This is a genomic window from Pseudacidovorax intermedius, assembly GCF_003350475.1.
Classification (GTDB): Bacteria; Pseudomonadota; Gammaproteobacteria; order Burkholderiales; family Burkholderiaceae_C; genus Xenophilus; species Xenophilus intermedius.
Genome location: NZ_QQAV01000016.1, coordinates 27,755 through 53,571, shown reverse-complemented (window position 1 = coordinate 53,571; position 25,817 = coordinate 27,755). Strand labels below are relative to the sequence as shown.

The window sequence follows — 25,817 nt, the reverse complement described above, 5'->3', positions numbered from 1 at the left end:
CCAGAGAGAGGCCTTGCACCATGCACAAGCGAACCGGGCACGGCGCCCAGCTGTCCTACTACGACATCGGCCGCACGGCCGTCCAGGTCTGCGCCGCCGACCCGCGCTTCTCGTACTGCGCCTACGTGCCCGAAAGCTATGACGAGCGCGGCACGGAGCGCCTGCGCCTGCTGGTGGTGGTGCATGGCACCCGCCGCGACAACGGCGCCTGCAGGGACGACTTCATCGACCTGGCCGAACGCCACCGGCTCCTGGTGCTGGCGCCGCTTTTTCCTGCCGGCATCACCTCGCCGCGCGAGCTGTCGAGCTACAAGCGGCTGCGTGGTGCGAGCGGTGAAGGGCCTGCGTACGACCTGGTCCTGCTGTCGATGATCGAGGAGGTGTCCCGCATCTACCGGCTCGACGCACGGCGTTTCCATCTCTTCGGCTTTTCGGGCGGCGGGCACTTTGCCCATCGCTTTCTCTATGCCCATCCGCAGCGGCTGGCCGCGGTGTCCATCGGTGCCCCGGGCATCGTGACGCTTCTGGATGCACAGACCCCCTGGCTGGCGGGCGTGGGCGACTTCGAGCGAATCTTCGGCAGGCCCCTCGATCTGGACGCCATCCGCAAAGTCGCGGTCCATATGGTCGTCGGTGGCGAGGACACCGAGACCTGGGAGATCGCGCTCTCGCCGCATCACCCGTGGTGGCAGCCGGCGTTCGATACCCACGGCCACAACCGACTCGAACGCATGGTGGCGCTGAAGACGAGTCTGCAGACGCAGGGCGTCGAGGTCCGCCACGACATCGTGGCCGGTGCGGATCACCAGCAGAAGCCATTGCTGCCGTCGGTGAAGGCCTTCTTCGCCAGCTGTCTCGGATCGCCCCCGTCGGACGGGTGACTGCCCGGCTGACGCCTCCTGTTGCTCTCTTCCACAGGTGCGTTGCCTGTGCCCATCCCCACCCCACCATAGGAACACGGACACCATGAAATCACCCATCTCGATCGGGCTTCGCTGCGTGCTGCTCGCCGCCAGCGTGTGGGTCGCGCTCGCGCCCGCTGCGGCCCGGGCGGCGGATGCCCCGAAGCGGGGCGGTACCTTGGTCATCGCCGTCAATGCCGATCCGCGCAGCCTGGAGCCCGGTATCAATCGCGACTCCAATTCGGACATCGTGGTGAATCACCTCTTCGAAGGCCTGGTCGGCTATCGGACCGATCTGAGCGTGGGGCCGGCGCTGGCGAGCAGTTGGTCGATCTCGCCGGACGGCCTGAGCTACACCTTCAAGCTGCGTGAAGGCGTGAGCTTCCACAACGGCGAGAAGCTGAGCTCGGCGGCCGTGAAGTGGAGCTGGGAGCGCAAGATGTCCCAGGCGAACTGGCTGTGCGCCCGCTTCTTCAATGGCCAGGCGGGCCTCAAGGTCGAGGCGGTCGAGACCCCCGATCCATCGACCGTCGTTTTCAGACTGGCGAAGCCTTCCGGGCTGTTCCTCACGCAACTGGCCAATGTGCAGTGCGGCGTGCTGGTCGCCAGCCCGGCGAGTGCAGGTGCCGATGGCAGCTGGACGCCGATCGGGACCGGGCCATTCAAGATGGGCACCTGGAAGCGCGGCGATGCCTTGAGCCTGAGCCGTTATGAAGGCTATGTTCCCTCCAGGGAGCCCGCCAGCGGCTATTCGGGGGCCCGCATCGCCTATGTGGATGCCGTGCGCTTCCAGGTGATCCCCGATGCCGATGCGGCTTCGGCAGCGGTGAAGACCGGTGCCGTGGACATCGTTCCGGATCTCGACTCGAGCAAGATGGCGGAGCTCAAGGCCGCTGGTGTCAAGGTGATGACGGCGCCTGGCCTGACCTGGTCGGCGCTGCTGATCCAGACCGACGATCCGCTGCTGAAGAACCAGAACCTCCGGCAGGCCATTGCCCACGGCATCGATCTGGCGCAGCTCACCGCCGTGCGCAGCAACGGCCTGGCCAAGCCCAACCCTTCGGGCGTCGCAGAGAGCATGCGGGCGTTCTCGCCGGAATTCCTCGAATGGCCCAAGTACGACCCCGCCGCCGCCGCGGCATTGATCCGCAAGGCGGGCTACAAGGGCGAGGTGATCAAGCTGCAGACCAACAAGCGCACGGTGGGCATGTACGACAGCGCCGTGATGATCCAGGCGATGCTCAGCGCCGTCGGGCTCAATGTGCAGCTCGAGGTGCTGGACTGGTCTGCGCAGCTCGACAACTATGTCAATGGCCGCTTTCAGCTGTCCTCCTTTGCGTTCTCGCCGCGTTTCGACCCGAGCCTGATGTATGCGGCGTTCGTTGCAGACAAGGCCACGGCCAAGTGGGCCCAGTGGGGCAGCCAGAGCGCTCGCGAGTTGCTGGAAGAGAGCTCGTCCATCACCGACCAGGACGCCCGGGCCGCCATCTTCCGTCGCATGCACGCGCAGATGCGCGTCGAGGTACCCATCATCGGCCTGTTCTACGCACCGACGGTCGAAGCGGTGGGGCGGTCCGTTCGCGGTTATCAGCCGTGGGCTTCTGGCCGCCCGCTGGCCTGGACGGCGTGGAAGGAGTAGGGGCGCCGGCTGCTCGCCGGCTCGAGGAGGAGAGCCGCCAACCCCAGCGGAAGAGCCAGCGGACTCACGGCGGCCACGCCGCCGGTCCGGCTACATCATCCGCGCATGCAGATTCCCCAGGATCCACAGCGTGCCGCCCACCATCAGCACGATGATCAGCGCGGTGAACAGGATCAGCTGCAGGTCGTCGCGCGTGGAGCGGCCCAGGCCGATGTGCAGGAAGAAGCGGAAGTGCACGGCCACCTGCACCAGCGCGGCTGCGCCGATGACGGCATAGGCGCGCAGCCCGGTGGCCCAGCCGCCGGCCACCAGCGCGAAGGGCAGGGCGGTCAGCAGCACCGAGATGACGAAGCCGCTGAGGTAGGCGCGCAGCTCGCGGCGCTTCTCCTGCCGCACGTCCTCGCCTTGCGCGAATGCCCGCCCGGCCTCACCGGCGTCGCGCGGGGCGTCCGAATCGGACGGGTGTCCGCTCATGCCAGGCCCCCCAGGTAGACGACCGAGAACAGGAAGATCCACACCACGTCCAGCATGTGCCAGAAAAGGCCCAGCCGCAGCAGGCGCAGCTTGACGGGCCGCTGCACGCCGAACACGCGCACCTGCACCATCATCACGCCGATCCAGAAGCACCCCAGGGCCACGTGCAGGCCATGGGTGCCCACGAGCGCGAAGAAGGACGACAGCCAGCCGCTGTGCTGCGGCACGGCACCCTCTGCCGCCAGATGCGCGGACTCGCGCAGCGACAGGCCCAGGAAGGCCAGCCCGAGCAGCAGCGTGAGCCCCAGCCACAGCTGGAGGCGGCGCACCGGCGCGCCGTACTTCATGGCGATGGAGGCCATGCCGAAGCTCAGGCTCGACAGCAGCAGCAGCGCGGTCTGCGCGCCGACGCTGCGCAGCTCCAGCACGTCGCGCGGGCCGGGGCCGCCATTCGTCGCGCCGAGCATGGCCGCGTAGGTCGCGAAGAGCAGGGCGAACAGCACCAGGTCGCTCATCAGGAAGATCCAGAAGCCGAAGACCGTCTCTTCCGCCTCGCGATGGGCCGGTGCGTCGGTCTGGCCGAGGTTGATGCCGGGATGCCGGCTGGGCGGCGCGGCGCTCATACGCCGGCCGCCTCGGCCATGCCGCGGTTGGCGGGGCTCGCCTCGGCCTCGCGGCCCGTGCACGGCAATGCGCGGGCGAAGGCGAGCCAGGCCTGGTCCTGCCGGCGCACCTCGGCGGCGGGGATGCGGTGCAGGGTGTCGGTGGCAAAGCTGCGCGCGACCACGGCCCCGACCGCCACGACGAGGCCCGCCACGGCCAGCCACCACATCCACCAGACCAGGCCGAAGCAGGCCGCCGCCAGCGCCACGCCCATCACCACGCCGGTGCCGGTGTTGCGGGGCATCTCGATGTCTTCGTAATCGCGCGTGAGCGGGTAGGCGGTGTCCGCGGCCTTGGCGGCATGGAAGGCGTCACGAGCGTGCACGACCGGCAGCACCGCATAGTTGTAGTGCGGCGCCGGACAGGGAATGGACCACTCCAGCGTGCGCGCATTCCAGGGGTCGCCGCCCGGCACGGCCAGGGCGGCGCGCTGGCGGACGGAGACGATCAGCCGCAGGCGATGCGGCCCCAGCCCTCGTGCAGCCGGAAGCCGAAGGCCTTGGGGAACCAGTAGGTGTAGGCAGCCAGCAGGCCGTAGAGCAGGCCGGGGATCAGCATGTTGTGGAAGTGCGCGACCAGGAACACCGAGTTGTGCACCTGGTAGTCGATGGCCGGGTTGGCCAGCAGCACGCCGGTGAGGCCGCCCATGACGAACAGCACCATGAAGGCCAGGGCATAGAGCATGGGCACCGACAGGCGCACCCGGCCGCGGAACATGGTGAGGATCCAGTCGAACACCTTCACGCCGGTGGGAATGCCGATGGCCATGGTGGCGATGCCGAACACGGCGTTGAGCTTGGCGCTCTGGCCCATGGTGAAGAAGTGGTGCACCCACACGGTGAACGAGAGCACGGCGATGCACATGGTGGCCGCGATCAGCGAGTCGTAGCCGTAGAGCACCTTGGACGAGAAGTTGGAGATGACCTGCGAATACACGCCGAAGGCCGGCAGGATGAGGATGTAGACCTCCGGATGCCCGAACAGCCAGAACAGATTGGCAAAGTTCATCATGTTGCCGCCGGCATCGTTGGTGAAGAAGTGCATGCCGGCGTAGCGGTCCAGCGCCAGCAGCCCGGTGGCCACGGTGAGCGGTGGCATGGCGAAGATCATCAGGATGGCGGTGCACAACGCCGTCCAGCAGAACAGCGGCATGCGCATCAGCGTCATGCCCGGGCAGCGCCGCTTGTAGACCGTGACCGCCACGTTGATGCCCGTCATGGTGGAGGCGATGGAGCCGAGCGTGACGGCCCAGATCCAGTAGTCCGGCCCCACGCCCGGGTTGAACGCGGCCTCGGTGTACGGCGGATAGCCGCTCCAGCCGCCGGTGGAGAACTTGCCGAGGACCAGCGACACCATCATCAGCCCGGCGCCGCCCGCCGTGAGCCACAGCGACATCGAATTGAGCAGCGGAAAGGACACGTCCCGCGCGCCCAGCTGCAGCGGCAGCACGAAGTTGATGAGGCCCGTCAGGAAGGGCATGGCCATGAAGAAGACCATGATCGAGCCGTGCGTAGAGAAGAGCTGGGCGAAATGCTCCGGCGGCAGAAAGCCGGGGCTGTCCAGGGCCACCGCCTGCTGCGCCCGCATCAGCGCGCCCTCGATCACGCCGCGCGACAGCATGACCAGCGACAGCACCACGTACATCATGCCGATCTTCTTGTGGTCCAGGCTGGTGAGCCATTCGCGCCAGAGCCAGCCCCAGCGGCCCAGCCAGGTGAGCAGGCCGGCGACGCCCAGGGCACCGAGCACGACGAGCGAGGCCGCGGCCGTGGCGATGGCACTGTAGAAAGGCAGGGCGTCGAAGGACAGGCGTCCCAGCACGACGCCCCACCAGCCGTCATGGATGGGCATGGGCCGCTCCGGTGTGAGGATGGGGAAGGGCCGGCCGCGATTGCGCGACCACGCCGTCGAAGAGGCCCGGCGGAACGGCCGAGAAGACGAGGCCCTGCGCCGGGTCGACGCCGAAGTGCCGTCGAAGGTCGGCGAGCTGGCCGGGCCGGGCCACGCGGGCATAGGCCGCGGCGTCGAGGGGCCGGCCTGCGGCGCGGGCCTGCACGATCCAGCGGGCGAAGTCCGCGGGCGGCATGGCGCGCGCCTGGAACTTCTGCGCCTGGAAGCCGCTGCCGTTGAACTGGGTGTTCTGGCCCAGCAGCACGCCGGGCCGGTCGGCCAGCAGGTTCAGCTCGGTCACCATGCCGGCCATGGCGTAGATCCGACTGCCCAGCGCGGGAATGGCGAAGGACTGCATCACGGTGCCACTGGTGAGGCGGAAGTGCACCGGCCGCCCCACCGGCAGCGGCAACACGCCGATGGCGGCCACCTGCTCCTGTGGATAGACGAACAGCCACTTGTCATCGAGGCCGATCACCTCGACCTCCAGCGGCGGCTGGCCCGACGCGATGGGTGCATAGGGGTCGAGCGCGACAGCCTTGCGGACGATGAGCGTCGCCAGGATGACGACCAGCAGCACCGGCACCCCCCCCAGCGCGATCTCGATCGGCCACGAGAACTTCCAGTCCGGTTGGCAGGCCGAGCGGCGCGCACTGCGCCGGTAGCGCCAGGCCATGACGGGCACGAGCAGGATGGCCGGCAGCACCACCACCATCATCCAGCCCGTGACCTCGAAGAAGAGATCGCGCTGCGTGGCGGCCACCGGCCCGTGTGGATGCAGGAAGCCGATGCTGCCGCAGCCCCCCAGCAGCAGCGCCAGGGCTGCCAGCACCGCGCGTCGAAGCGTGCCGGGCACGGCCAGTCGATGGCACCCAGGGCGCAGGCCCGCACGACCCTCTCGCCGTCTCTCCCGACTGCACCGCATCCAAAGGCGAAGTGCCATCGAAGGCAGTCTCCATCGCGCAGCTTCAGCACCAGCTCCTGACCGCACAGCCCTACCACTTCACCAGCGACGACCTGCTGTTCGAAGTCCACGCCATCCGCCACGCCGTTGCCCCGGAAGATCGCGGGCAGGCACGCACAGCGTTCTTTTCCAAGCCCCAGGCCTGCCTGCGCGCTTCGCCCCTGGTCAAGCAGTTCGGTTGGGGCCTCCACCATGACGCCGAATCGAAGGTCGCTGCCTACGACGTGGCCACCGAGGCCTACCGCGAACTGATCACGCGCAAGAACCTGAAGATCGTGGCCGGAATGCGCAATCACCGGGCCGCCGGGCTTCCTCGCCAGGGGGAACCCTCGGGACGTGAGGGCACGGACTCCTGCCCTGCGGGCGATAGCTCCACGCCGCGGCCAGGTTGAATCTTGCGCAGCACGCGCCGAAGGCAGTGTTTGCCTCGGCCGGCTTGTAGGCAAACGTTTCCATGGACGCAGCAATGTCGGGCCGGGCGCATGAAGACGCAGCGCCCGCCGGGTCAGCTTCAGGAAGCACCAGCCTGTGTCGGTCGCCCAGTGCATCGATTGATCTGCTGTCCTGGCTCCGGGCGGTCCAGCGAAGTACCGGGCTGGAGCCAGCGTGACACAAAAAAAGACCTGCGAGCGCAGGTCTTCATGGAGCTTGGAGTACCTCGCCCGGCTTACCAAGGGGAGGTGAGAGGGGGGATCACCTTGCAGCCGGGCAATGAGACATCAGCTCAGGTGTTTCCCGACAAGGCCGGTCATCTCGAACATCGTGACCTCGTCCTTCCCCATCACAGCCTTGAGCTTGGCGTCGCACAGGATGTTCCGCTTGTTGGCGGGGTTCTGTAGGTTGTTTGCCTTGATGTAGTCCCAGATCAACTTGGTGACTTGCGTGCGCGGCTGCGGCTGCGAGCCGATGATGGCCGCCAGTTCTGCGCTGGGGGTCATGGGACGTGCGAAGCCGCTCTTGGGTTCTGCCATTGGATTCCTTTGTAAAGGTCCAGAGTCTACGAAAGCCTGGCATGCCGACCTTGCGGGCATCGCTTGTGCGGCTGCAACTCGCGCGGCGTACCGGCCGGCTGCCGCTCTGCCATACCGCGGCCGACGGCTGCGCACCGCCCAGCCTGCGGCTTGCGACGGGTGAGGGAGGTGCTATCGTTTCCGGCCCATCCCCATCGCGCCTCCACGACCGACCATGCCTGTCGATGCCTCGTCCCGTCCCGCCGCGCCCGCGCCGCGCAAGCGGCCTGTCCGCAAGGCCACCGTGCCTGCGCCGTCGGTGGATGCGGAGACGGAGAACATGGACGCCGAAATGGACGAGGGCGCTGGCGGCGGCGGGGCGCGGATGACGCAGGCCGAGCGCCGCGCGCTGGCCGAGCGGCGCATCCTGGACGCGGCGCTGGAGCTGGTCGCGCGCCGGGGCTCGGTGCGCATGACGCTGGCCGAAGTGGGCGAGGCCGCCGGCTACAGCCGCGGCCTGCCGGCGCACCGCTTCGGCAACAAGGCCGGCCTGCTGCAGCGGGTGGTGCTCAACATCGGCGCGCGCTTCGAGGCCCGCCGGCTCGCGCTGCCGCAGCACCGCCCGGGGCTCGACGCGGTGCGCAGTCTGGTCTCCACCTATTTCGTCCGCGACGACACCCGCTGGATCGAGACGCGCGCCCTGCTGGTGATGATGACCGAGGGCTTCATGGAGGACTCGGAACTCAACCCCTACATCGGCGAATACATCCGCAGCAGCATCTCGCGCCTGGAGCAGCACATCCGCGACGGCATCGCGCTGGGCGAGATCCGCGCCGACATCGATCCGACCACCGCCGCCACGCTGCTGCTCGGCGCGCTACGCGGCGTGCTGCACCAGCGGCTGGTGCTGGGCGACCTGCGCCTGGACAAGGTGCGGGACCTCGCCCTGCAGATGGTCGACAGGACCCTGGCCGCGCATTGAGTGCGGTTGCACGGACTCAGCCGCCGCGCCCCGCCCGTGCGCGGGCCCAGTCGTCGGGCCCCCAGCCCAGCAGGTCTTCGGCGCCGGAAGTGCGCAGGTGCTGGCCGCCGTCGATGGCGATCATCTCGCCGTTGATGTAGGCGGCACTGTCGCTCACCAGGAAGGCGGCCAGCTCGGCCAGCTCCGGCGGCCGACCGACGCGGCCGAGCGGGTTGGCGGGATAAGGAGCGGCTGCCCCGGCACTTGGTGCCACATTGGCGAACGCCCGCCCCGCCGTCGGGTCGAGCGCCTGGCCGGCGCCCGCTGTCGGGAAGGGCCCGGGCGCGATGGCCACGCTGCGGATGCCGTGCGGGCCCCATTCCACGGCCAGGCTGCGCGTCATGGCCAGCAGCCCCGACTTGGCCATGGCCGAGGGCACGGTGAAGGCGCGGCCGGTGCGGGTGGAGGTCGAGAGGATGCTGAGCACCACGCCCGGGCGGCCGCCGTCGATCCAGCGTCGACCGGCCTGCAGCGTGCAGTACAGCGCGCCGTGCAGCGTCGGCCCCAGGATGGCGTCGGCCGCGCGGGCGCTCAGGCGTTCGGTCTGCGCGATGAAGGTGGCGGCGGCGTTGTTGACCAGCACGTCAAGCGGTCCCTGCTGCCATGCCGCATCGAACATCGCCTCGACGGCGGCCGCATCGCGCACATCGCAGGTCAGGGTCTGCACGCTGGCGCCATGGCGCGCCACGAGGCCGTCGCGCGCGGCGGCCAGCACCTCGGCTCGGCGGCCGGACAGCACCAGCTGTGCGCCCAGCGCCGCGAAGCGATCGGCCATGGCGAGCCCGAGGCCTGTGCCGCCACCGGTGATGAGGATGCGCCGTCCGCGCAGCAGTCCGTCTTGAAGCATGGGGGTTCCTTGGCCCGCGAGGCGGGCGTTGTGGCGGAAGAGGTGGGGGCGACGCGGGCAGCCGCCTCACCGGCCGCTGAACTTCGGCGGCCGGCGTTCGGACATGGCCTGCACACCTTCGCGGAAGTCCTCGCTGCGGAAGTGCGCGAACTGCATCTCGCTTTCGTGGGCCACGGCTTCACGCAGTTCCGGCAGCAGGTCGCGCCGGAGCGTGGCGCGGGTGGCCTGCACGGCGACGGGCGCCGACAGCGCGATCTCCTGCGCGAGTTCCAGGGCCGCGCCACGCACGGCCTCGGGCGTGTCGACCAGCGCATCGACGAGGCCCAACGCCTGTGCCTGCGTGCCGTCGATGCGTCGGCCGGTATAGAAGAGCAGGGCCGCCTGTTGCGGACCCACCAGCCGCGGCAGCGTGACCGACAGGCCGAAGCCCGGATGGAAGCCCAGCCGGTTGAAGTTGGCGCTGAAGCGCGCCTGCGGACAGCTCACGCGGAAGTCCGCCGCAAGGGCCAGGCCCAGCCCACCGCCGATGGCCGGCCCGTGCACGGCCGCCACGATGGGCTTGCCGGTGGCGTAGATGCGCAGCGCCTCGGCATAGATGGGGTTCAGCGCGCGCGGGCTGGGTGCCGCGGTGGCGTCGGTGTTGCCGCCGAAGTTGGCGCCGGCGCAGAAGGCCGTGCCTTGCGCCGCCAGCACGACGGCGCGGCAGTCAGCGTTGGCTTCCAGGTCTTCGAGCGCATCGGCGATGGCGGTGATCAGCGGCACGTCGAAGAAGTTGTGCGGCGGGCGGCGGATCTCGATGACGGCGACATGGCCGTCCATGTCGACGCCCAGGTCGGTGTAGCTGCGTGGGGGCATGAGGGTCTCGCTGGAATGAGGGGATGGAAGGGCGTGTTCAACCTGCCGCCGTCGCGGAGAACTGCCGCTGCGTCATCGCCGGCCAGAAGCCGGCCGCACGGGCGCGGATGGCCGCTGCGCCCAGTCGCTGCGCCCACCAGGCGTCGGCGCCGTAGGCCGCGCGCCAGGCCCACAGCCGGCGCGTGGCGAAGTGCAGCGCATGCTCGTGCGTGAAGCCGATGGCGCCCAGCACCTGGTGCGCAGTCGCGGCCACGCGTGTCGCTGCCTCGCCGCAGCGTACCTTGGCGGCGGCCACGCCGAAGTCGACACGCGCCGCGCGCTCCGCGTCGCCAAGCCGGAAGTCCAGCCCCGCCGCGCGCACCGCCATGCGGGCCGAGGCCACATCGCCCGCGGCCTGCGCCAGCATCTGCTGCAGCGCCTGGTTCTTGCCGATGGGCCGGCCGAACTGCACGCGGTCGTTGGCGTACTGGATGGCCTCGGCCAGCGCCCATTCCATGGCCCCGACCATCATGGCCGCATGCAGCAGGGCGGCCGTACTGCGCAGTGGCAGTGCGATGCCGAAGGCTTCGGCCGGGAGCACCGTGCGCACCGCGACGCCCGCGAGGCGCAGGCGGTCGGCGGGCAGGCCGGCGAGGTCCAGGTCGGGTTCGCAGGTGAGGTCGGCGGCATCCTTCAGGTCCACCACGGCGATGTCGCCCTGCGGCAGTTGCACGAGTGCCCAGGCGGCATGGCGGCCCCAGGGGACGGCAGGCGCCTCACCGCTCAGGTGGCGGCCATCGGCCGTCAGCGCCAGCGTCTGGCCCGGCCCGGCGTCGATCAGCGTGCCCGGCCCGGCCAGCGGCGCATGGCCTGCGCAGGCCAGCAGGGCCAAGCCAGCGGCCGTCTCGGCCAGCGGCAGCGGCACGCGGTGGCGACCCAGCTCTTCGAAGATCGGCAGCGCCTGGTCGGGGGTGAGGCCGAAGCCCTGCTCGCCCGCAGCCAGCGCAGCCGCGAAGCCGGCCTCTTCCACCTGCAGCCACAGGGCCTGCGGAAACCCGCCCGCCTCCACCTGCGTGTTGAGCGCGGCCCCGGCCGCATCGGCGAACAGGCGCGCGGCGCTGTCCTGGATCATCTGATGGTCGTTGTTCATCGCAGCCCCATTCCTTTTGCCAGCATGCCGCGGAGGATTTCGCGCGTACCGCCGCGCAGGGAGAAGGACGGCGTGGCCAGCACCAGGTGCCGCTGCACGCGCGCCAGGTCGCTCTCGGGCGGCATGCGGCCGCCGAAGAGTTCGTGCGCCAGGTCGGGCAGGCCCTGCTCCAGCAGGGCGCCCTGGTCCTTGACGGCCGCCGCCGCCAGGCCTGGGTTCTGCCCCTCGGCCAGCATGCCGGCCACGCCCAGCGACATCTGCCGCAGCGTGGCGTACTGCGCCGCCAGGCGGCCCAGCACCAGCTGGTGGTGCGGGTTGTCCGCATCGGCGGCGTCCAGCATCTCCAGCATGAGCTGCGTGCTGCTCATGTAGCGCTCGGGGCCCGAGCGCTCGAAGGTCAGCTCGGTCGTGACCTGGTGCCAGCCTTCGCCTTCGGCGCCGATCAGGTGGTGCGCGGGCACCGGCACATCGTCGAAGGTGACCTCGTTGAACTCGTGCTCGCCCAGCTGGTTGACGATGGGGCGGATGGTCAGGCCAGGGCTTCGCATGTCCACCAGGAACTGGGACATGCCGGCATGCCGGTCGGCGCTCGGCGGCGCGGTGCGCACCAGCGCGATCATGTAGTGCGCCTTGTGTGCGGCCGAGGTCCACACCTTGCGGCCGCTGATGCGCCAGCCGTCGCCATCGCGCACGGCCCGGGTGCGGATGGAGGCGAGGTCCGAGCCCGAATCGGGTTCGCTCATGCCGATGCAGAAGTGGCACTCGCCCCGCGCGATGCGCGGCAGCAGCTCGGGCGCCAGCACCTCGGGCGAATAGCGCATCAGCAGCGGGCCGCTCTGGCGGTCGGCCACCCAGTGGGCCGAGACGGGCGCGCCGGCGGCCAGCAGCTCTTCGAGCACCACGTAGCGCTCCAGCATCGAGCGCTCGCCCCCGCCGTAGCGGCGCGGCCAGGTCATGCCGATCCAGCCGCGTTGGCCAAGGGCGCGGCTGAACTCGGGGCTGTAGCCGGACCAGTTGCGCGCCCGCTCATGCGGCGGCAGGTCGCCGAGCGTCTGCGCGAGAAAGTCGCGCACCTCGGCGCGCAGCTGCTCGCAATCGGGCGGCAGTTCGGCCGGACGGATGTCCAGGGCTTGCATGGCTTGTCTCCTTCGAAGGTGCGTGCCGGGCAGGAGCGTCCGGGTCAACACCTAAAGCAACTTGCTTGTTGGTCAACAAATATAAGTGCTAGAGTCCGCCCAGGCAAGCGAGGTCCACCCCGGGCCTTCCCGGACTTGCGTGAATCCACATCTACACAGACGGAGACATCCCATGACCCTTGAACGTCGCGCCTTCCTGGCCGCGCTGGGCGCCATCGGCGCCAGCGGCGCACTGCTGGCGGCCAGCCCGGCCGCGCTGGCCCAGCCTGGCTTTCCCACCAAGCCGCTGCGCATCGTGGTGCCCTTCACCGCGGGCAGCGGCTCCGACTCTGACTCGCGCTTCTACGGCGACCTGCTGGGCAAGAAGCTGGGCCAGCCGGTGATCGTGGAGAACCGGCCCGGGGGTAGCGGTCTGATCGCGGTGCAGTCGGTCAAGTCGGCCCCGGCCGACGGCTACAGCATCCTCCTGGCCAGCAACTCGCCCATGTCGGTCAATCCGGCCGTGATGAAGAACCTGCCCTACGACCCGTTCAAGGACTTCAAGCCGCTGGTGGGCTCGGCCGTCGGCCCGGCCGCCTTCGTGGTGAAAGGCGATTCGGCCGCACACAGCATCCAGGACGTGGTGGCCGCCGCCAAGCGCGAAAAGCGGCCGATCGCAGTGGGCAACTATTCAGCGGGCTATCAACTGGTGGCCGCGTGGCTGGGCACGGCCTCGGGCGCGCAGATCAACCACATCAACTACAAGGGCGGCTCGCAGATGGTCACCGACGTGATCGGCGGCCAGCTGGAAGTGGCCATCGTCGACCCCTCGGCCTTTGTCGAGATGCAGAAGGAAGGCCGCATTCGCATGCTGGCTGTGACCGGCGCCAAGCGCATGGGCACGCTGCCTGCGGTGCCCACCATGATCGAGAGCGGCTTCGCTGACTTCGAGACCTACGTCTGGAGCTCCTTCTTCGTGCGCAGCGAGACGCCCGCCGACATCACCCAGAAGCTGATCGGCGCGTTGGCCGAAGTCATGGCACAGCCGGAGGCCGTGGCCTACCGCCAGCAGCGGGGCGCCGACTTCCTGGACCTCAAGGGCGACGAGATGCGCAAGTTCCAGCAGCGCGAGTACGAGCGCTTCAAGCGCGTGGCCGAAGCGGCCGGCCTGGTGCAGCAATGACGATGACCCGGCCGGTGGACGCCATGCGCGTGCCGGCCTTTTTTCTTTGGATCCCATGAAGCCTTCCGAGCAGAACTCTTCCTCCGCCAGCGGGCCGCTTGCGGGCCTGCGCGTCCTCGACCTCACCGCCGTGGTGCTCGGCCCGCTGGCCACCCAGATCCTGGGCGACCAGGGTGCGGACGTGATCAAGGTCGAAAGCCTGGAGGGCGACCTGATGCGGGCCAATGGCGTGTCGCGCCACCGCGGCATGAGCTCGATTTACCTCACCATCAACCGCAACAAGCGCTCGCTGGCGCTGGACCTCAAGCGGCCCGAGGGTGTGCAGGCGCTGCTGCGGCTGGCGGCCACGGCCGATGTGTTCGTCCACAACATGCGCGTGCCGGCCATCGAGCGGCTCGGACTGGGCTACGAGGCACTGCGCCGGGTCAAACCCGACATCGTCTACTGCGTGGCGACCGGCTACCAGGAAGGCGGCGCCTTCGCCGGCAAGCCGGTGTTCGACGACATCGTGCAGTCGGGCTGCGGCCTGGTGGACCTGAACCTGCGCGACGGCGCGCAGCCGCGCTACATGCCCACATTGGTGGCGGACAAGGCTGCGGGCCTGATGGTGGCGCAGGCCGTGACGGCCGCGCTGCTGCACCGTGCGCGCAGCGGCCAGGGCCAGTATGTGGAAGTGCCCATGTTCGAGGCGATGACCGCCTTCACGTTGGTCGAGCACCAGGGTGGCCATGCCTTCGAGCCGGCCACGGCGGAGCCCGGCTACGCGCGGGTGCTCAATGGCGGGCGGCGACCCATCGCCGTGCGCGACGGCCATGTGACGGTGCTGCCGTACTCACCGGCCCACTGGCAGGCGCTGTTCGAGCGCACCGGCCATGCGGCCCTGCTGCAGAAGTACGGCCCGATGGACCGCAGCCAGCTCAATGCCCGTGTGCGCGAGCTGTACGCCGACCTGGCCGCGGTGGTGGCGGACATGGACTGCGACACCTGCCTGGCACTGTGCGAAGCGCTGGACATCCCGGCCACGCGCATCTACGCGCTCGATGAGCTGCGCGAGCATCCCCAGTTGGTCAGCGTCGGCTTGTTCGAGACCCACGAGCATCCCACCGAGGGCCCCACCGTGCAGGTGCGGCCGCCCGTGCGCTTTGGCACGACGCCGGCACGCATCGCGCGCCTGGCGCCGACGCTGGGCGAGCATTCCGCCGAAGTGCTGCGCGAGGCGGGGCTGTCGACCGAGGAGATCGAATCGCTGGCGGCCGCGGGTGCCGTGAAGCAGGCCGCCTGAAGCCCCTACGGCGGCGGCGCCTATTCGGCGATCACGTTGGCCTTTTTGACCAGCGCCGCGTAACGCTCCTGTTCCGACTTCAGGAAGCGCGCGGCTTCCTCGGGACTGTTGAGGATCAACTGGTCGTCGCGCTTGGCGAAGCCGGCCTTCACCTCCGGATCGTTGAAGGCGATGACGAAGGCATCGTGCAGGCGCTTGACCTGCGCCGACGGCAGGCCCTTGGGCCCCACCGCCGCGAACCAGCCCGCGATGTCGATGCCCGGGAAGCCCTGCTCCGCGAGCGTCGGCACGTCGGGCAGGGCGCTGACGCGCTCCTTGCCCATCACGCCGATGGGCCGCAGCTGGCCGGCCTTGATCTGGCCCTGCACCGCGACGACCGCGGCCGCGCCCATCTCGACCTGGCCGCTCATCAGGTCGGTGATCATGGGGCCCATGCCCTTGTAGGGGATGTGGCGTGCGCTGCCACCCAGCTCGCTCACCGCGAGCTCGCCGGCCAGGTGGATGATGGTGCCGTTGCCTGAGGACGCGAAGTTGAGTTCGCCAGGCTTGCTCTTGAGCAGCGCCTGCAGCTCCCTGGCATTGCGTGCCGGCACCTTCGCCGGATTGACGACGAACACGAAGGGCGAGCCCCCGATCACCGTGATCGGCGTGATGTCGCCCAGGCTGTCGTAGGGCAGCTTGCGGAACACGCTGGGGTTGACGGCATGGTTGTTGGAGACCACTGCGATGGTGTTGCCGCCGGGCGCGGCCCGGACCGCTGCCTGCGTGCCGGTGATGCCGCCCGCGCCGGGCATGTTCTCGATGACCACCGGCTGGCCGCCCAGTGCCTTCGACAGCGCGACCTGGGCCGAGCGCAGGATCACGTCCACGCCCGAGCCGGCGCTCACCGGCAGGATGACGCGCAGCGGCGTGCTGCCCTGCGCATGGACGGCGCCGGCCAGGCCGAGCGCCACGGCCGCAGCGCCGCACGCCATGAGCGTGCGGCGGCGCAGCGCGGCGGGGCGTGCGGGCAGGAAGGGGCGGGCATTGGCGATCTTCATGGGTGTCTCCATCGTTCTGAATGCGATACGGGGGCAGGCCGCGGCGCAGCGCGCGCGGCCTTCTTCGAAGCTCAGGCTGCAGTGGCCTTGAGGGCGGACAGGATCTCCTCGCTGTGCTCACCCACGCGCGGCAACGGCATGCGCACGCCGGGCCGGCGGCCACCGAGGGTCAGGGGCAGCAGCACCACGTCGGTGGTGCCGCCGTCGTCGGTCACCATGGGCGCGAGGCCACCACTCTGGCGCAGGTGGGGATCGTCCACGAGTTGCTCGGGCCGCGCGATCGGCGCATAGGGAATTCCGGCGGCCTCCAGCCGCGGCGCCAACTCGTCCAGCCGGTGATCGGCCAGGATGACGCCCAGCTCGGCCAGCAGCTGTGGCCGCACGGCGACGCGGGCGGCGTTGTCGACGTACTCGGGCCGCAGGGTCAAGGCGGGGCAGTCCAGCACGCGGCACAGCGTGGCGAACTGCTTGTCGCTCACCGCGCCGATGAACAGCTGCTCGCCGCCGGCCAGGGTGAAGACGTCGTACACGCTCCAGGCGGAAACGCGCGACGGCATGGGCGGCGGTGCCTCGCCAGTCATCAGGTACTGCTGCATGTGCTGCGAGGACAGGAAGACGCAGTTCTCGAACAGCGCGCTCTGCACCTCCTGGCCGCGGCCGGTGCGTTCGCGCTCGCGCAACGCGGCCAGCACCCCGATGGCACCGAACATGCCGCCCATGATGTCGTTGACGCTGGTGCCGGCCCGCAGCGGCCGGCCCACCGGCCCCGTCATGTACGACAGGCCGCCCATCATCTGCACCACCTCGTCCAGCGCCAGGCGCTTCTCGTAGGGGCCGGGCAGGAAGCCCTTGTGGCTCACGTAGATCAGGCCCGGATGCCGCGCCGAGAGCGTGGCGTAGTCAAGACCGAGCTCCTGCATCAGGCCGGGGCGGAAGTTCTCCAGCACCACGTCGCAGGTGCCGATCAGCTCGGCGGCCGTCTGGCGGCCGGCCTCGGTCGTGATGTCGAGCACCACGCTCTTCTTGTTGCGGTTGAAGCTGCGGAAGAAGCCGATGCCCAGGCCGGGCAGGCGCCGCGTCTTGTCGCCGCCCGGCGGCTCGATCTTGATGACCTCGGCGCCCAGGTCGGCCAGGATCATCCCGCAGGTGGGGCCCATCACCATGTGGGTGAATTCGAGGACGCGCAGGCCGGTCAGCGGCAGGGCGGAAGAGTCGGGGGTCATGGGTGGTCGTTGCCTGTGTGAATGGAGTCAGCCCGGCTCGGCCACGGCTTGGAAGGTTTTCGGCAAGCCGGCGCGCCAGAGCGCACCGTGCATGGGCTCGCCCGCGATCCAGCCCGCCACCTGGGTGCGCAGCGCCAGCAGGGCCGGAAGGTCGAGCCCGGTGCGGATGCCCATGGCTTCGACCATGAAGGCCAGGTCTTCCGTGGCCGCGTTGCCGCTGGCGCCCGGCGCATGCGGGCAGCCGCCGATGCCGGCCAGCGAGGCGTCGAAGCGCTTCACGCCCAGCAGCAGCGCCGCATGCACATTGGCCAGGGCCAGGCCACGCGTGTCGTGGAAATGGCCGCAGCAGAAGCGATCGCCCGCGATGCGAAGCGCCTGCTCGAACAGCCGGCCGACCGAGGCCGGATCGGCATAACCGACCGTGTCGGCCAGACTGACGCGGTCGGCACCGGCGTCGAGCAGGGCCTGCATCAGCCGCAGCACCTCGGCGGGCTCGACGCGGCCCTGCAACGTGCAGCCGAAGGCCGTGCCCACGCCGCCTTCGATCAGCGTCTTGCGGCCCGAGGCGTCGCGCGCCGCGCGGATGCGGGCCAGTTCCGCCACCACCTCGTCGGGCGTCTTGCGCAGGTTGGCCAGGCTGTGGGCGTGGCTGGCCGACAGGGGCAGGATCATCAGATCGGCATCGCCCTCCAGCGCGCGCTCGGCACCGCGCAGGTTGGGCACCAGTACCGAGACGCGCAGGCCCGGCAAGGTCTTGGCGAAGGCCAGCACCTCGCCGGTGTCGGCCAGTTGCGGCATCAGCCGCGGCGGCACGAAGGAGCCCACCTCGATCTCGGTCTGGCCGGCCGCCACGGCCTGGCGCAGCCACTCGCACTTGGCGGCGGTGGGCACCATGGTGGCGATGCTCTGCAGCCCATCGCGCAGGCCGACCTCGCGGATCGTGACGTGGGAGGGGTAGGAATGCGGGGCCATGGGCGTCTGTGTGTGGCGGCTGTTGTCTCTGGCGGGCAATGTAGAAGTGCCTGAAGCGACGGTAAAGTGATGATTCTTCCGTCCAGGGTTTCCGACCCGGAAAGGCTGACCATGCCCGATCTCGACCTCACCACCCTGCGTCTCTTCGCCGCCGTGTGCGACCACCGCAACATGGCGCGCGCCGGTCAGCAGGAGCACCTGGGCCCTTCCGCGATCAGCAAGCGCCTGGCACAGCTGGAGGCGCAGGTGCAGGCGCCGCTGCTCGAACGGCACCGCCGGGGCGTGGTGCCCACCGCCGCCGGCGAGATCCTGCTGGAGCATGCGCGGGCCATGTTGGCGACGGCCGACCGCGTGGCCCGCGACATGAGCGCGTGGCGCCATGGCGTGAAGGGGCAGGTGCGGGTGTTGGCCTCGGTCTCGTCGATCTCGCAGCATCTGCCGGACGACATTGCGACCTTTCTGCAGCAGCCTGCGCACGCGCAGATCCGCGTGGACATCGAGGAGCGCACCAGCGCCAGCCTGGTACAGGCCTTGCGCGAAGGTCTGGCGCCGCTGGGTGTGTGCTGGGACGCGGCCGACCTCGAGGGCCTGCAGACGCTGCCCTACCGTGGCGACCAGCTGGCCGTGGCCGTGCCCCGCGGCCATCCCCTGGCGCGCCTGAAGCGCTGCAGCCTGGCGCAGACGCTGGCGCACGACCATGTGGGCCTGCCGGCCAACACGGCCGTGCACACGCTGCTCGCCCGTGCCGCGGCCATCATTGGCCGGCCGATCTACTACCGGGCCGTGGTCTCCACCTTCGATGCGTCGCTGCGCTGCGTGCAGGCCGGGCTGGGCGTGGCCGTGGTGCCGCGGGAGATCGTGGAGAACGCGCGTCCCGACGCGCGCCTGCGGGTGGTGCCGCTCACCGACGCATGGGCGCAGCGGCGCTTCGCGATCTGCTTTCGCGATGCCGCGCAGCTCTCACCGGCCGCACGGCTGCTCGCGGAGCATCTGGCTGCCGTGGCCGCAGCCGTCTAGCGCGCGCCGTCCTCCGCACGCCGCTTCATTTCCGGCGTCAGTGCCGTCGAACGGGAAGGCAAAGGCGCGGCACCTCGCGGGCCGCTGTGCTCGATATCCGCAATGAGCATCTTCATTTCGGCAATCTCCCGCACCTGCGCCTCGATGATTCCGTCGGCCAGCTTGCGCACCCGCGGGTCCGCGATTTGGGCACGACTGCTGGTCAGCACCGCGATGGAGTGATGCGGAACCATGGCCCGCATGTACGCCAGATCGTTGACGGTGGCCTGGGACCTGACCAGGCCCAGTCCCGCCATGAACAGCACGAAGGCGATGCCCATGACCGCCAGGTTCATCCGTCTGCTCGGGTACATGTTCCACATGAACGCCATCATGACGGCGGTCATGAGGCCGCCCATGATCAGTGCCATGAACACGCGGGTCCAACTGAACAGCACATGGTCGAATTGATAGGTGTTGAGATACATCGCGCCCCAACCCAGCACGGCCGATGTGGCCACCATCGCCCAGAAACGGCCGTAGCGGCCCGTCTTCATCAAAGGCATCTGGTGCTCGCGGCTTGGACTTTGCTCAGCATCTGGGCGCCCGGAGTTGGGCGGTGTTCGGATATCCATAACGGCCTCCAGCGCAAATGAGTGGATGCGACATGCGGGGCCAGCGTACGCCGCCCGATCACCGGCTTTCGTAGTCCCGCTCCTCATGCGCCGACGGACGTGGTGCGCAGGGGCATCTGGAAAGGCGCAATGGTGAAGGGCCCCGGTGCGGCAGTGGTGCCGCGCGTCGCCGAATGATTGCGGCCTGCCCGCCGTCCTGCAGATGCTGCCTCGCCTGACACGTGCTGCGCCGAGATGCAGCAACGGTTCAGCCGATGAAGCGCTTTCTCGACCTCTTCCCTCTGGTGCACGCCCTGATGGCCGTGGTGTTCGCGGTGGCGTCGCTGATGCTGCTGGTGATCGCGGCGCGCATCGGCTGGGATGCCTTCGGTGCCGGCCTGGACCGCGGCTCGGCCGCTTCCATCATCGAGGCGCTGGGCGTGCTGGCCTCGGCGGTGGTGGCGCTGCAGATCTCGCGCACCATCGCGGAAGAGGAGGTGGTGCGCGAAGCCCACATCAGCGGACCGACGCGGGTGCGCCGCTTCCTGTCGCGCTTTCTGGTCGTGCTGGTGGTGGCGCTCGCGGTCGAGGGGCTGGTGGCCGCCTTCAAGGCGCAAAGGGCGCCGGCAGACATGCTCTACGCCAGCGCCCTCGTCGTTGCCGTCGGCGTGCTGCTCGCGGGGTGGGGCGTCTTCATCCGCTACAACCGGGAGGCGGAAGAACTGGAGCCCGAGGCCATGGCCCAGGCCAAGCAGGAAGACGGCAAGGTCAGTTGAGGCCGGGCCTCAACCGGCGTTCTGCGTCGCGGCTGGCGCCTCGATGTCCACCTCGAAGTTCTCGAGGAAGCGGCTCACCATCATGTAGAAGCCGATCACGAGCGTCAGCTCGGCCACGAGGGCGGGCGAGAGTTGCTGGCACAGGGCGTCGAACATCGCGTCGGGTGCCTTGACGTGAGTCACCACCTGGTCGACGTAGTCCAGCACCATGCGCTCGGTGTCGTCGAGCGCACCCGTGTCGGCGCCGATTTCCAGGGCCGCCACCTTGTCGTCGGCCAGTCCCACGCTGCGCGCCACGCGCCGGTGCTGGTGCACTTCGTAGCTCGAACCGCACAGCAGGCCCACGCGCAGGATGGCGATCTCGCGCAGGCGCGAGTCCAGCCGGTTCTCGCGCAGGATGGCGCCGCCCAGCGCCAGGAAGCCCTCGGCCACCTTGCCGGCGTGCGGCAGCATGCGGTAGAGGTTGAGGGGTGGGCGCGAGCCGATCAGCTGGCGGTAGTTGTCGGAGGCTTGGTCGAGGTCGAAGTAGGGAACGCGGGCCATGGTGTGGTGTGGGGTTGAGCCGCATCGGCTGGCGGGCGGCCGATGCAATGGGCAGTGCGCGATGCGCAGTGGGCAGAGCGCTCAGCGGCTTTCGGCGCTGGTGCTGGCGATGAGCGACTTGTAGAGCGTGACCTCGTCGGTCATCATCTTCTGGATGGCGGGCATGTCGTCGAGCATGGGCTCGGAGCCATTCGCCCGCAGGAAGGCCGGATAGTCGGGGCCGTGGAGCACCCGCTTGACCGCGGTCATCAACTTCTCGGTGATGGGCGCCGGCGTCTCGTTGCGCACCAGGAAGACGTCCCAGCTGTAGTACGAGAAGTCGGGCACCCCGCTTTCGGCCACCGTGGGCACGTCCGGGTAGTTGGGATGGCGCGTGGTGCCCGTCACGGCCAGGGCGCGGATCTTGCCGGACTTGATCAGCTCCTGCGTGGCCGTGGCGTCGCCGTAGCCGATGTCGATTCGGCCGGCCGCCAGGTCGGGCAGCGAGGCCGGATAGCCCTTGTAGGGCACGTTGCGCAGCTTGATGCCGGCGAGGTTGGCCAGGCGCTGCGACGTGAGGTAGTAGCCGTCGGAATAGGTGCCGATGGTCAGCGGCTCGGGCTTGGCCTTGCCCACCTCGATCATCTGGCGGATGGTGGTGAATTTGGAGTCGGGTGGCACCGTCAGGATGGCCGGCGCGCGCAGCATGCCGCCGACCAGCTTGAAGTCCTTGAACGGGTCGTAGGGCAGGCTCTTGCCGTAGGCGACGGGGATGGTGATGCCCGACGAGCTGCCCACCAGCAGCGTGTAGCCATCGGCCGGCGCCAAGCGCACGGCCGAGAAGGCGATGACGCCATTGGCCCCGGGCCGGTTGTCGACCACCACCGGCTGGCCCAGTTCCTTGCCCAGCGCATCGGCGAAGTTGCGGGTGCTGGTGTCCAGCCCGTTGCCGGCCGGGAACATCAGGATGATCTTGAGCGGCCGGTCGGGAAAGGTGCCGATCTGGCTCTGCGCCTGGGCCTGAGCCGGCGTGGCGGCCAGCAGGCCGGCGCTGAGCAGCAGGCCAATGACAGCGCCCCATGCGCGGCGGCGGGGCGTGCGAGGAAGGTGCGTCATCGCGGAATCCTTTCGTGGGTTCAGTGCACAGGGCCCGAGGGCGGGTTGGCGGTGGGGGGCGCGTCGGCGGTCCGCATGGACGCCGACAGTGCGTCGTCGCCGGGCTCGAGCTCGATGTCCATCGACTGCAGAAAGCGCCCGACGCAAACGTAGAAGCTCGCCGTGAGCACCAGCTCCACCACGGCGGCATCGTCGAAGCCGCTCTGCTTGAGCTGCTCCAACGTGGCGTTCGAGGCGGCCGGGCCGCGCGTGACCTCATCGGCCAGCTGCAGCACGGCGCGTTGCGGGCCGTCGAACAGCGCCGATGCCTGCCAATCGGCGAGCGCATCGATCTGCGCCTGGCTCACGCCGGCTTCCAGCGCCATGGGCACATGGTGGGCCCATTCGTAGGCGGTGCCGGAGATCTGTGCCCCGCGCAGGATCAGCAGCTCGCGCAGCGGGCGGGGCGTGTGGGCGTTCTGCCGCAGCGGCCAGGCGAAGTCGAGCCAGCCGCGGAACATGGCCGGCGCCGTGGCCAGCACGCGGTAGAGATGTGGCATCGGAAAGTCCGGGCCGCGGGCCTGGCGCACTTCGTCGAAGAGGGCGGCGGCCTGCGGATCGGCCGGGTGTTCGGGGAGCAGGGGGATGCGGGGCATGGGGCTGGCTGGCGATGGGGCAGGGGTGAGCTCAGCCGGCTTTGGCCTCGCGCTCGTCGGGCTTCAGGCCCGGCGAGGGCGCCTTGCCGGCGGTGGCCCCGGCATCCACGGGCAGGATCACGCCCGTGACCCAGCGTGCCTCGTCGCTGGCCAGGTAGGCCACGGCCTGGCCCACATCCCAGCCCGAGCCTTCGGTCTGCAGCAGCGAGCGCATGCGCCGTTCCTCGCGCACCTCGGGCGTCATGCGGCCCGCGACCATGGGCGTGTAGACCATGCCGGGCGCCACGCAGTTGACGCGGATGCCCTCGGTGCCGTGGTGCGCGGCCATGGCACGCGTCATGTTGACCACCGCGCCCTTGGAGGTGGGATAGAGCAGGGCCGGCGTGCCGCCCATGAGCCCCGCCACCGACGCGATGTTGACGATGGCGCCGCGGCCCAGCTTGCGCATCTCGGGGATGGCATAGCGGGCCATCAGCATCATCGAGGTCACGTTGATGCGCAGTGCCCGGTCCCACTCGTCCAGGTCCAGGTCGACCGAACTGCCGCCGGGGCCGCCGATGCCGACGTTGTTGACCAGGATGTCGACGCGCCCCCAGGCCTCCACGGCCGTGGCCACGGCCTGGCGGCAGGCCTCGGCCTGGGCCACATCGCAGGCCAGCGTGATCGCCTGCCCGCCCTCGGCCGCGATGGTGCGCTCCGTCTCGCGCGCGGCATCGGATTGCAGGTCGAGCAGCAGCACGCGGGCGCCGCGGCGTGCCAGCAGGATGGCGGCCGCGCGGCCGTTGCCCACGTCGGCGGTGCGCGAGCCGGCGCCGGTCACGATGGCGACGCGGCCGTCCAGGCGGCTGCTTGCGGGTTGGGAATGGTCGGCGGCGCCGAAAGGGGTCGGAGTGGTGTTCACGCGGGACCTCGGGGCCGATGGCCCATGGAGTGATGGCCTCAGCGTAGGTCTGCGCGCAACCGCACAAGAAGAGCGTTTTCCCCAGGGTGAAACGTTTCACCACGAGGTGTATTTAGTACCGCTGCCCGGCCGGCGGATGTCTCAGGGGCGGGGGGTGCGTGCGCGGCGAAGGGGCAGGGTGGGGGCGGGCCCGGTCGACTCGCGCGCCACGAAGCGCGCGGGCGCCATGGCCTCGCGCGGCTGCGCGGGCGGTTCGCCGCGCATGCGCTTGAGTAGCATGTCCACGCCGGCCTCGGCCGCGATCTCGTGGTCGATGGCGATGCTGGTGATCGAGGGCCGGTGATGGCGGGCAAAGTCCGGGTCGCCCAGGCTCACGATGGACAGGTCGCGTGGCACCTGCAGGCCCAGCGCTTCGGCCGCGTTGAGCGCATCGGCCAGCACGCTGGTGCCGGGGGTGATCAGCGCCGTCGGCCGGTCGGCCGGGCGCAGCAGCCGCAGCACTTCGTCATAGGCCGGGCTGGTCGATGAGCCCAGCCGCACCACCCGCTCCGGTCGGAACGCCAGACCGGCGGATTCCAGCCCGGCCTTGAAGCCTTCGAGGCGTCGACGCATCGGCCGGTTGGGCACATCGGCGATGAGCAGGGCCACGTCGCGGTGCTGCAGCGCGGCCAGGTGCTGCACGGCGTCGTGCAGGCCGCGCAGGTGGTCGAACAGCACGCGGTCGTGCGCCACGTCCATGTCGCGGTCGAGGACGACCACGGGCAGGCCCAGCTTGTCCATCGTCTCCAGCAGGGCCGGATCGCGCTCGTGACCCGGCGCGACGATGGCGCCGTCCATGCGGCGGCTCTGGAACATCGACAGGATCTCGCGCTCGCGCTGCAGGTCGTTCAGGCTGTTGGCCAGCAGCACCATGTAGCCAGCCTTGTGCAGCTTGGTCTCGAAGGTCTGGTAGAGCCGCGCATAGAGCGGGTTGGCCACGTCGGTGAACATGCAGCCCACCGTGCGCGAACTGCGCGAGCGCAAGGCCTGCGCCGTCTGGTCGGGCGAATAGTCCAGCTCGCGCATGGCGCGCTCCACCCGCGCCCGCACTTCGTCGCCGACGTTGCCGGCCTTGTTGATGACCCGCGACACGCTGCCCAGCGACACGCCCGCGAACGCCGCCACGTCCTTGATGCTGGCGCGTTTGGCGTGGTGTTTCATGGGCGGGTGAGGGGCGCTGGAGCGGGCGGATTCTAGGGGTCGGCTCTGGGGCCGACGGCCGATGCCATCAGCGCGCTTCGCTGTCGGCGGCCAGGGCCAGTTCGGTCAGCTCGAACAGCAGCGGCACCAGCTTGCGCTCGATCTTCGAGGCGCTCATCTGCGCCGACGAACCGGCGCAGTTGAAGCTGAGGATGCCGTGCGCCGGCAAGTGCACCGCCCGCGCCACGCCCACCACGTCGGCCACCCACGAGGCCTGGCACCAGCCGTGCATCTGGTGGTGTTGCACGCCCGCTTCGATCTGCGCGCGCAAGGCGGCGCGGTCACCTGTGTGGCGCGCGACCAGGTGCTCGATCTGCGCGGACCGCGCCTGTGCCGGCATGCAGGCCAGCGCGGCCGTGCCGAGGGCGGTGTAGGTCATGGGAATGCGCACGCCCGGCGCAATGTGCATCAGCGTCTCGCGCCGCGCACGGCGGAAGGTGTCGACGTAGACCATGTCGTCGCCGTCGGGGGCGGCCAGGCTCACGCTCACGTTGTGGCGGTCGGCGGCCTCTTCCATGCGGGCCAGCACCTGCTGACGCACCGGTGCCATCGCCTGGAAGGTCGCAAAGCCCAGGCTGATGCAGGCCGCCGTGGGCGCATAGCCGCCCGCGCCCGGCAACTGCCGCAGCAGGCCTGCCTCGATCAGCGCCCCGGTCATGCGGCTGACCGTCGACGGCGCCAGCCCGCTCAGCTCCGCGAGGGCCCCGTTGGTCAGGACGGGAAAGCCGGGCCGGAAGGCCTTGAGCAGTGCCAGTCCGCGGCGCAGGGTCTGGTTGGTGGCGGTGTCGGTGTGGTCGACAGGCTTGCGAGGTCGCAAGGAGCAGCTCCTGGGTACGGGGTGCGAGCGGGAGTTTTCCATTCTATGGAAA

General features: G+C 69.8%; 26 protein-coding genes and 1 pseudogene. 8 read left to right on the top strand and 19 right to left on the bottom strand.

Annotated elements, in window-relative coordinates:
• Positions 1-20: 20 nt before the first annotated feature.
• Together DFR41_RS25575 and DFR41_RS25570 are read left to right on the top strand one after the other, a co-directional pair.
• Positions 21-881: a PHB depolymerase family esterase gene (locus DFR41_RS25575; RefSeq protein ID WP_114804820.1), complete on the top strand. Its 861-nt coding sequence runs from the start codon at positions 21-23 to the stop codon at positions 879-881.
• An 85-nt stretch (positions 882-966) separates the two neighbouring features.
• Positions 967-2,541, top strand: a complete 1,575-nt coding sequence (locus DFR41_RS25570) for an ABC transporter substrate-binding protein (protein WP_114804819.1) — start codon at positions 967-969, stop codon at positions 2,539-2,541.
• A gap of 90 nt (positions 2,542-2,631) precedes the next feature.
• Here DFR41_RS25570 and cyoD read toward each other — a convergent pair whose 3' ends face one another.
• From cyoD to DFR41_RS25550, 4 genes and pseudogenes are all read right to left on the bottom strand, one after another.
• Positions 2,632-3,015: a cytochrome o ubiquinol oxidase subunit IV gene (gene cyoD, locus DFR41_RS25565; protein ID WP_114804818.1), complete on the bottom strand. Its 384-nt coding sequence runs from the start codon at positions 3,013-3,015 to the stop codon at positions 2,632-2,634.
• Positions 3,012-3,638 carry a cytochrome c oxidase subunit 3 gene (locus DFR41_RS25560; RefSeq protein ID WP_114804817.1) on the bottom strand — a complete coding sequence of 209 codons (627 nt, stop codon included), beginning with the start codon at positions 3,636-3,638 and terminating at the stop codon, positions 3,012-3,014. Before DFR41_RS25560 ends, cyoD begins: the two co-directional genes overlap by 4 nt.
• Positions 3,635-5,499: pseudogene (locus tag DFR41_RS25555) on the bottom strand (cbb3-type cytochrome c oxidase subunit I). Before DFR41_RS25555 ends, DFR41_RS25560 begins: the two are co-directional and overlap by 4 nt.
• A 16-nt stretch (positions 5,500-5,515) precedes the next feature.
• Complete coding sequence (locus DFR41_RS25550; RefSeq protein ID WP_211322666.1) at positions 5,516-6,424, bottom strand: ubiquinol oxidase subunit II; 909 nt, start codon at positions 6,422-6,424, stop codon at positions 5,516-5,518.
• On the opposite strand from DFR41_RS25550, the gene DFR41_RS25545 reads away from it, so the two are divergent.
• A complete protein-coding gene (locus tag DFR41_RS25545; RefSeq protein WP_280525171.1) occupies positions 6,340-6,924 on the top strand; it encodes a DUF6157 family protein in 585 nt (194 codons plus the stop codon). The two genes, DFR41_RS25550 and DFR41_RS25545, sit on opposite strands and share 85 nt — an antisense overlap.
• Before the next feature lie 327 nt (positions 6,925-7,251).
• Here the strand turns inward: DFR41_RS25545 and DFR41_RS25540 are convergent, their stop codons facing one another.
• Positions 7,252-7,503 (bottom strand): SWIB/MDM2 domain-containing protein, encoded by a 252-nt coding sequence (locus tag DFR41_RS25540; protein ID WP_017759560.1) that lies wholly within the window; start codon positions 7,501-7,503, stop codon positions 7,252-7,254.
• 214 nt (positions 7,504-7,717) lie between these two features.
• Here DFR41_RS25540 and DFR41_RS25535 point away from each other — a divergent pair, with 214 nt between their 5' ends.
• Entirely contained in the window at positions 7,718-8,464 is a 747-nt protein-coding gene (locus DFR41_RS25535; protein ID WP_114804815.1) for a TetR/AcrR family transcriptional regulator, read from the top strand.
• A 16-nt stretch (positions 8,465-8,480) separates the two neighbouring features.
• Here the strand turns inward: DFR41_RS25535 and DFR41_RS25530 are convergent, their stop codons facing one another.
• The 4 genes from DFR41_RS25530 to DFR41_RS25515 all read right to left on the bottom strand — a co-directional run bounded on the left by DFR41_RS25530 (position 8,481) and on the right by DFR41_RS25515 (position 12,470).
• The gene (locus DFR41_RS25530) at positions 8,481-9,350 is read right to left on the bottom strand and encodes an SDR family oxidoreductase (RefSeq protein WP_114804814.1); all 870 of its coding nucleotides are present in this window, start codon (positions 9,348-9,350) and stop codon (positions 8,481-8,483) included.
• A gap of 66 nt (positions 9,351-9,416) precedes the next feature.
• Positions 9,417-10,205, bottom strand: coding sequence for an enoyl-CoA hydratase/isomerase family protein (locus DFR41_RS25525; protein ID WP_114804813.1), 789 nt, complete (start codon positions 10,203-10,205; stop codon positions 9,417-9,419).
• 37 nt (positions 10,206-10,242) lie between these two features.
• Positions 10,243-11,334 carry an acyl-CoA dehydrogenase family protein gene (locus tag DFR41_RS25520; RefSeq protein WP_114804812.1) on the bottom strand — a complete coding sequence of 364 codons (1,092 nt, stop codon included), beginning with the start codon at positions 11,332-11,334 and terminating at the stop codon, positions 10,243-10,245.
• Positions 11,331-12,470: an acyl-CoA dehydrogenase family protein gene (locus DFR41_RS25515; protein ID WP_017758421.1), complete on the bottom strand. Its 1,140-nt coding sequence runs from the start codon at positions 12,468-12,470 to the stop codon at positions 11,331-11,333. The genes DFR41_RS25520 and DFR41_RS25515 overlap by 4 nt, the downstream gene beginning before the upstream one ends.
• A gap of 172 nt (positions 12,471-12,642) precedes the next feature.
• Here DFR41_RS25515 and DFR41_RS25510 point away from each other — a divergent pair, with 172 nt between their 5' ends.
• Both DFR41_RS25510 and DFR41_RS25505 read left to right on the top strand, forming a co-directional pair.
• Entirely contained in the window at positions 12,643-13,632 is a 990-nt protein-coding gene (locus tag DFR41_RS25510) for a Bug family tripartite tricarboxylate transporter substrate binding protein (protein ID WP_114804811.1), read from the top strand.
• Between the two features lie 55 nt (positions 13,633-13,687).
• Complete coding sequence (locus tag DFR41_RS25505; RefSeq protein WP_114804810.1) at positions 13,688-14,914, top strand: CaiB/BaiF CoA transferase family protein; 1,227 nt, start codon at positions 13,688-13,690, stop codon at positions 14,912-14,914.
• A 20-nt stretch (positions 14,915-14,934) separates the two neighbouring features.
• Here the strand turns inward: DFR41_RS25505 and DFR41_RS25500 are convergent, their stop codons facing one another.
• The 3 genes from DFR41_RS25500 to DFR41_RS25490 form a co-directional block, all read right to left on the bottom strand.
• Positions 14,935-15,954 (bottom strand): Bug family tripartite tricarboxylate transporter substrate binding protein, encoded by a 1,020-nt coding sequence (locus DFR41_RS25500; protein ID WP_114804809.1) that lies wholly within the window; start codon positions 15,952-15,954, stop codon positions 14,935-14,937.
• A gap of 71 nt (positions 15,955-16,025) precedes the next feature.
• On the bottom strand, positions 16,026-17,177 hold the full coding sequence (locus DFR41_RS25495; RefSeq protein ID WP_114804808.1) for a CaiB/BaiF CoA transferase family protein: 1,152 nt from the start codon (positions 17,175-17,177) through the stop codon (positions 16,026-16,028).
• A 27-nt stretch (positions 17,178-17,204) separates the two neighbouring features.
• A complete protein-coding gene (locus DFR41_RS25490; RefSeq protein WP_114804807.1) occupies positions 17,205-18,149 on the bottom strand; it encodes a hydroxymethylglutaryl-CoA lyase in 945 nt (314 codons plus the stop codon).
• Between the two features lie 111 nt (positions 18,150-18,260).
• Between DFR41_RS25490 and DFR41_RS25485 the strand changes: the two genes are divergently transcribed.
• Positions 18,261-19,166, top strand: a complete 906-nt coding sequence (locus tag DFR41_RS25485; RefSeq protein WP_017759633.1) for a LysR family transcriptional regulator — start codon at positions 18,261-18,263, stop codon at positions 19,164-19,166.
• On the opposite strand, the gene DFR41_RS25480 is transcribed toward DFR41_RS25485, so the two are convergent.
• Positions 19,163-19,702, bottom strand: a complete 540-nt coding sequence (locus DFR41_RS25480) for a DUF305 domain-containing protein (RefSeq protein ID WP_114804806.1) — start codon at positions 19,700-19,702, stop codon at positions 19,163-19,165. The two genes, DFR41_RS25485 and DFR41_RS25480, sit on opposite strands and share 4 nt — an antisense overlap.
• Positions 19,703-20,034: 332 nt before the next feature.
• On the opposite strand from DFR41_RS25480, the gene DFR41_RS25475 reads away from it, so the two are divergent.
• On the top strand, positions 20,035-20,535 hold the full coding sequence (locus tag DFR41_RS25475; protein WP_017759635.1) for a hypothetical protein: 501 nt from the start codon (positions 20,035-20,037) through the stop codon (positions 20,533-20,535).
• 9 nt (positions 20,536-20,544) lie between these two features.
• Here the strand turns inward: DFR41_RS25475 and DFR41_RS25470 are convergent, their stop codons facing one another.
• The 6 genes from DFR41_RS25470 to DFR41_RS25445 form a co-directional block, all read right to left on the bottom strand.
• Entirely contained in the window at positions 20,545-21,078 is a 534-nt protein-coding gene (locus tag DFR41_RS25470) for a carboxymuconolactone decarboxylase family protein (protein WP_114804805.1), read from the bottom strand.
• Positions 21,079-21,159: 81 nt separating this feature from the next.
• The gene (locus tag DFR41_RS25465) at positions 21,160-22,173 is read right to left on the bottom strand and encodes a tripartite tricarboxylate transporter substrate binding protein (protein ID WP_114804804.1); all 1,014 of its coding nucleotides are present in this window, start codon (positions 22,171-22,173) and stop codon (positions 21,160-21,162) included.
• 20 nt (positions 22,174-22,193) lie between these two features.
• Complete coding sequence (locus tag DFR41_RS25460; RefSeq protein WP_114804803.1) at positions 22,194-22,808, bottom strand: carboxymuconolactone decarboxylase family protein; 615 nt, start codon at positions 22,806-22,808, stop codon at positions 22,194-22,196.
• A gap of 31 nt (positions 22,809-22,839) precedes the next feature.
• Positions 22,840-23,709 (bottom strand): SDR family NAD(P)-dependent oxidoreductase, encoded by an 870-nt coding sequence (locus DFR41_RS25455; RefSeq protein ID WP_114804802.1) that lies wholly within the window; start codon positions 23,707-23,709, stop codon positions 22,840-22,842.
• A 141-nt stretch (positions 23,710-23,850) separates the two neighbouring features.
• Positions 23,851-24,909, bottom strand: a complete 1,059-nt coding sequence (locus DFR41_RS25450; protein WP_114804801.1) for a LacI family DNA-binding transcriptional regulator — start codon at positions 24,907-24,909, stop codon at positions 23,851-23,853.
• A 67-nt stretch (positions 24,910-24,976) separates the two neighbouring features.
• Complete coding sequence (locus tag DFR41_RS25445; protein WP_170159470.1) at positions 24,977-25,765, bottom strand: IclR family transcriptional regulator; 789 nt, start codon at positions 25,763-25,765, stop codon at positions 24,977-24,979.
• Positions 25,766-25,817 lie beyond the last annotated feature (52 nt).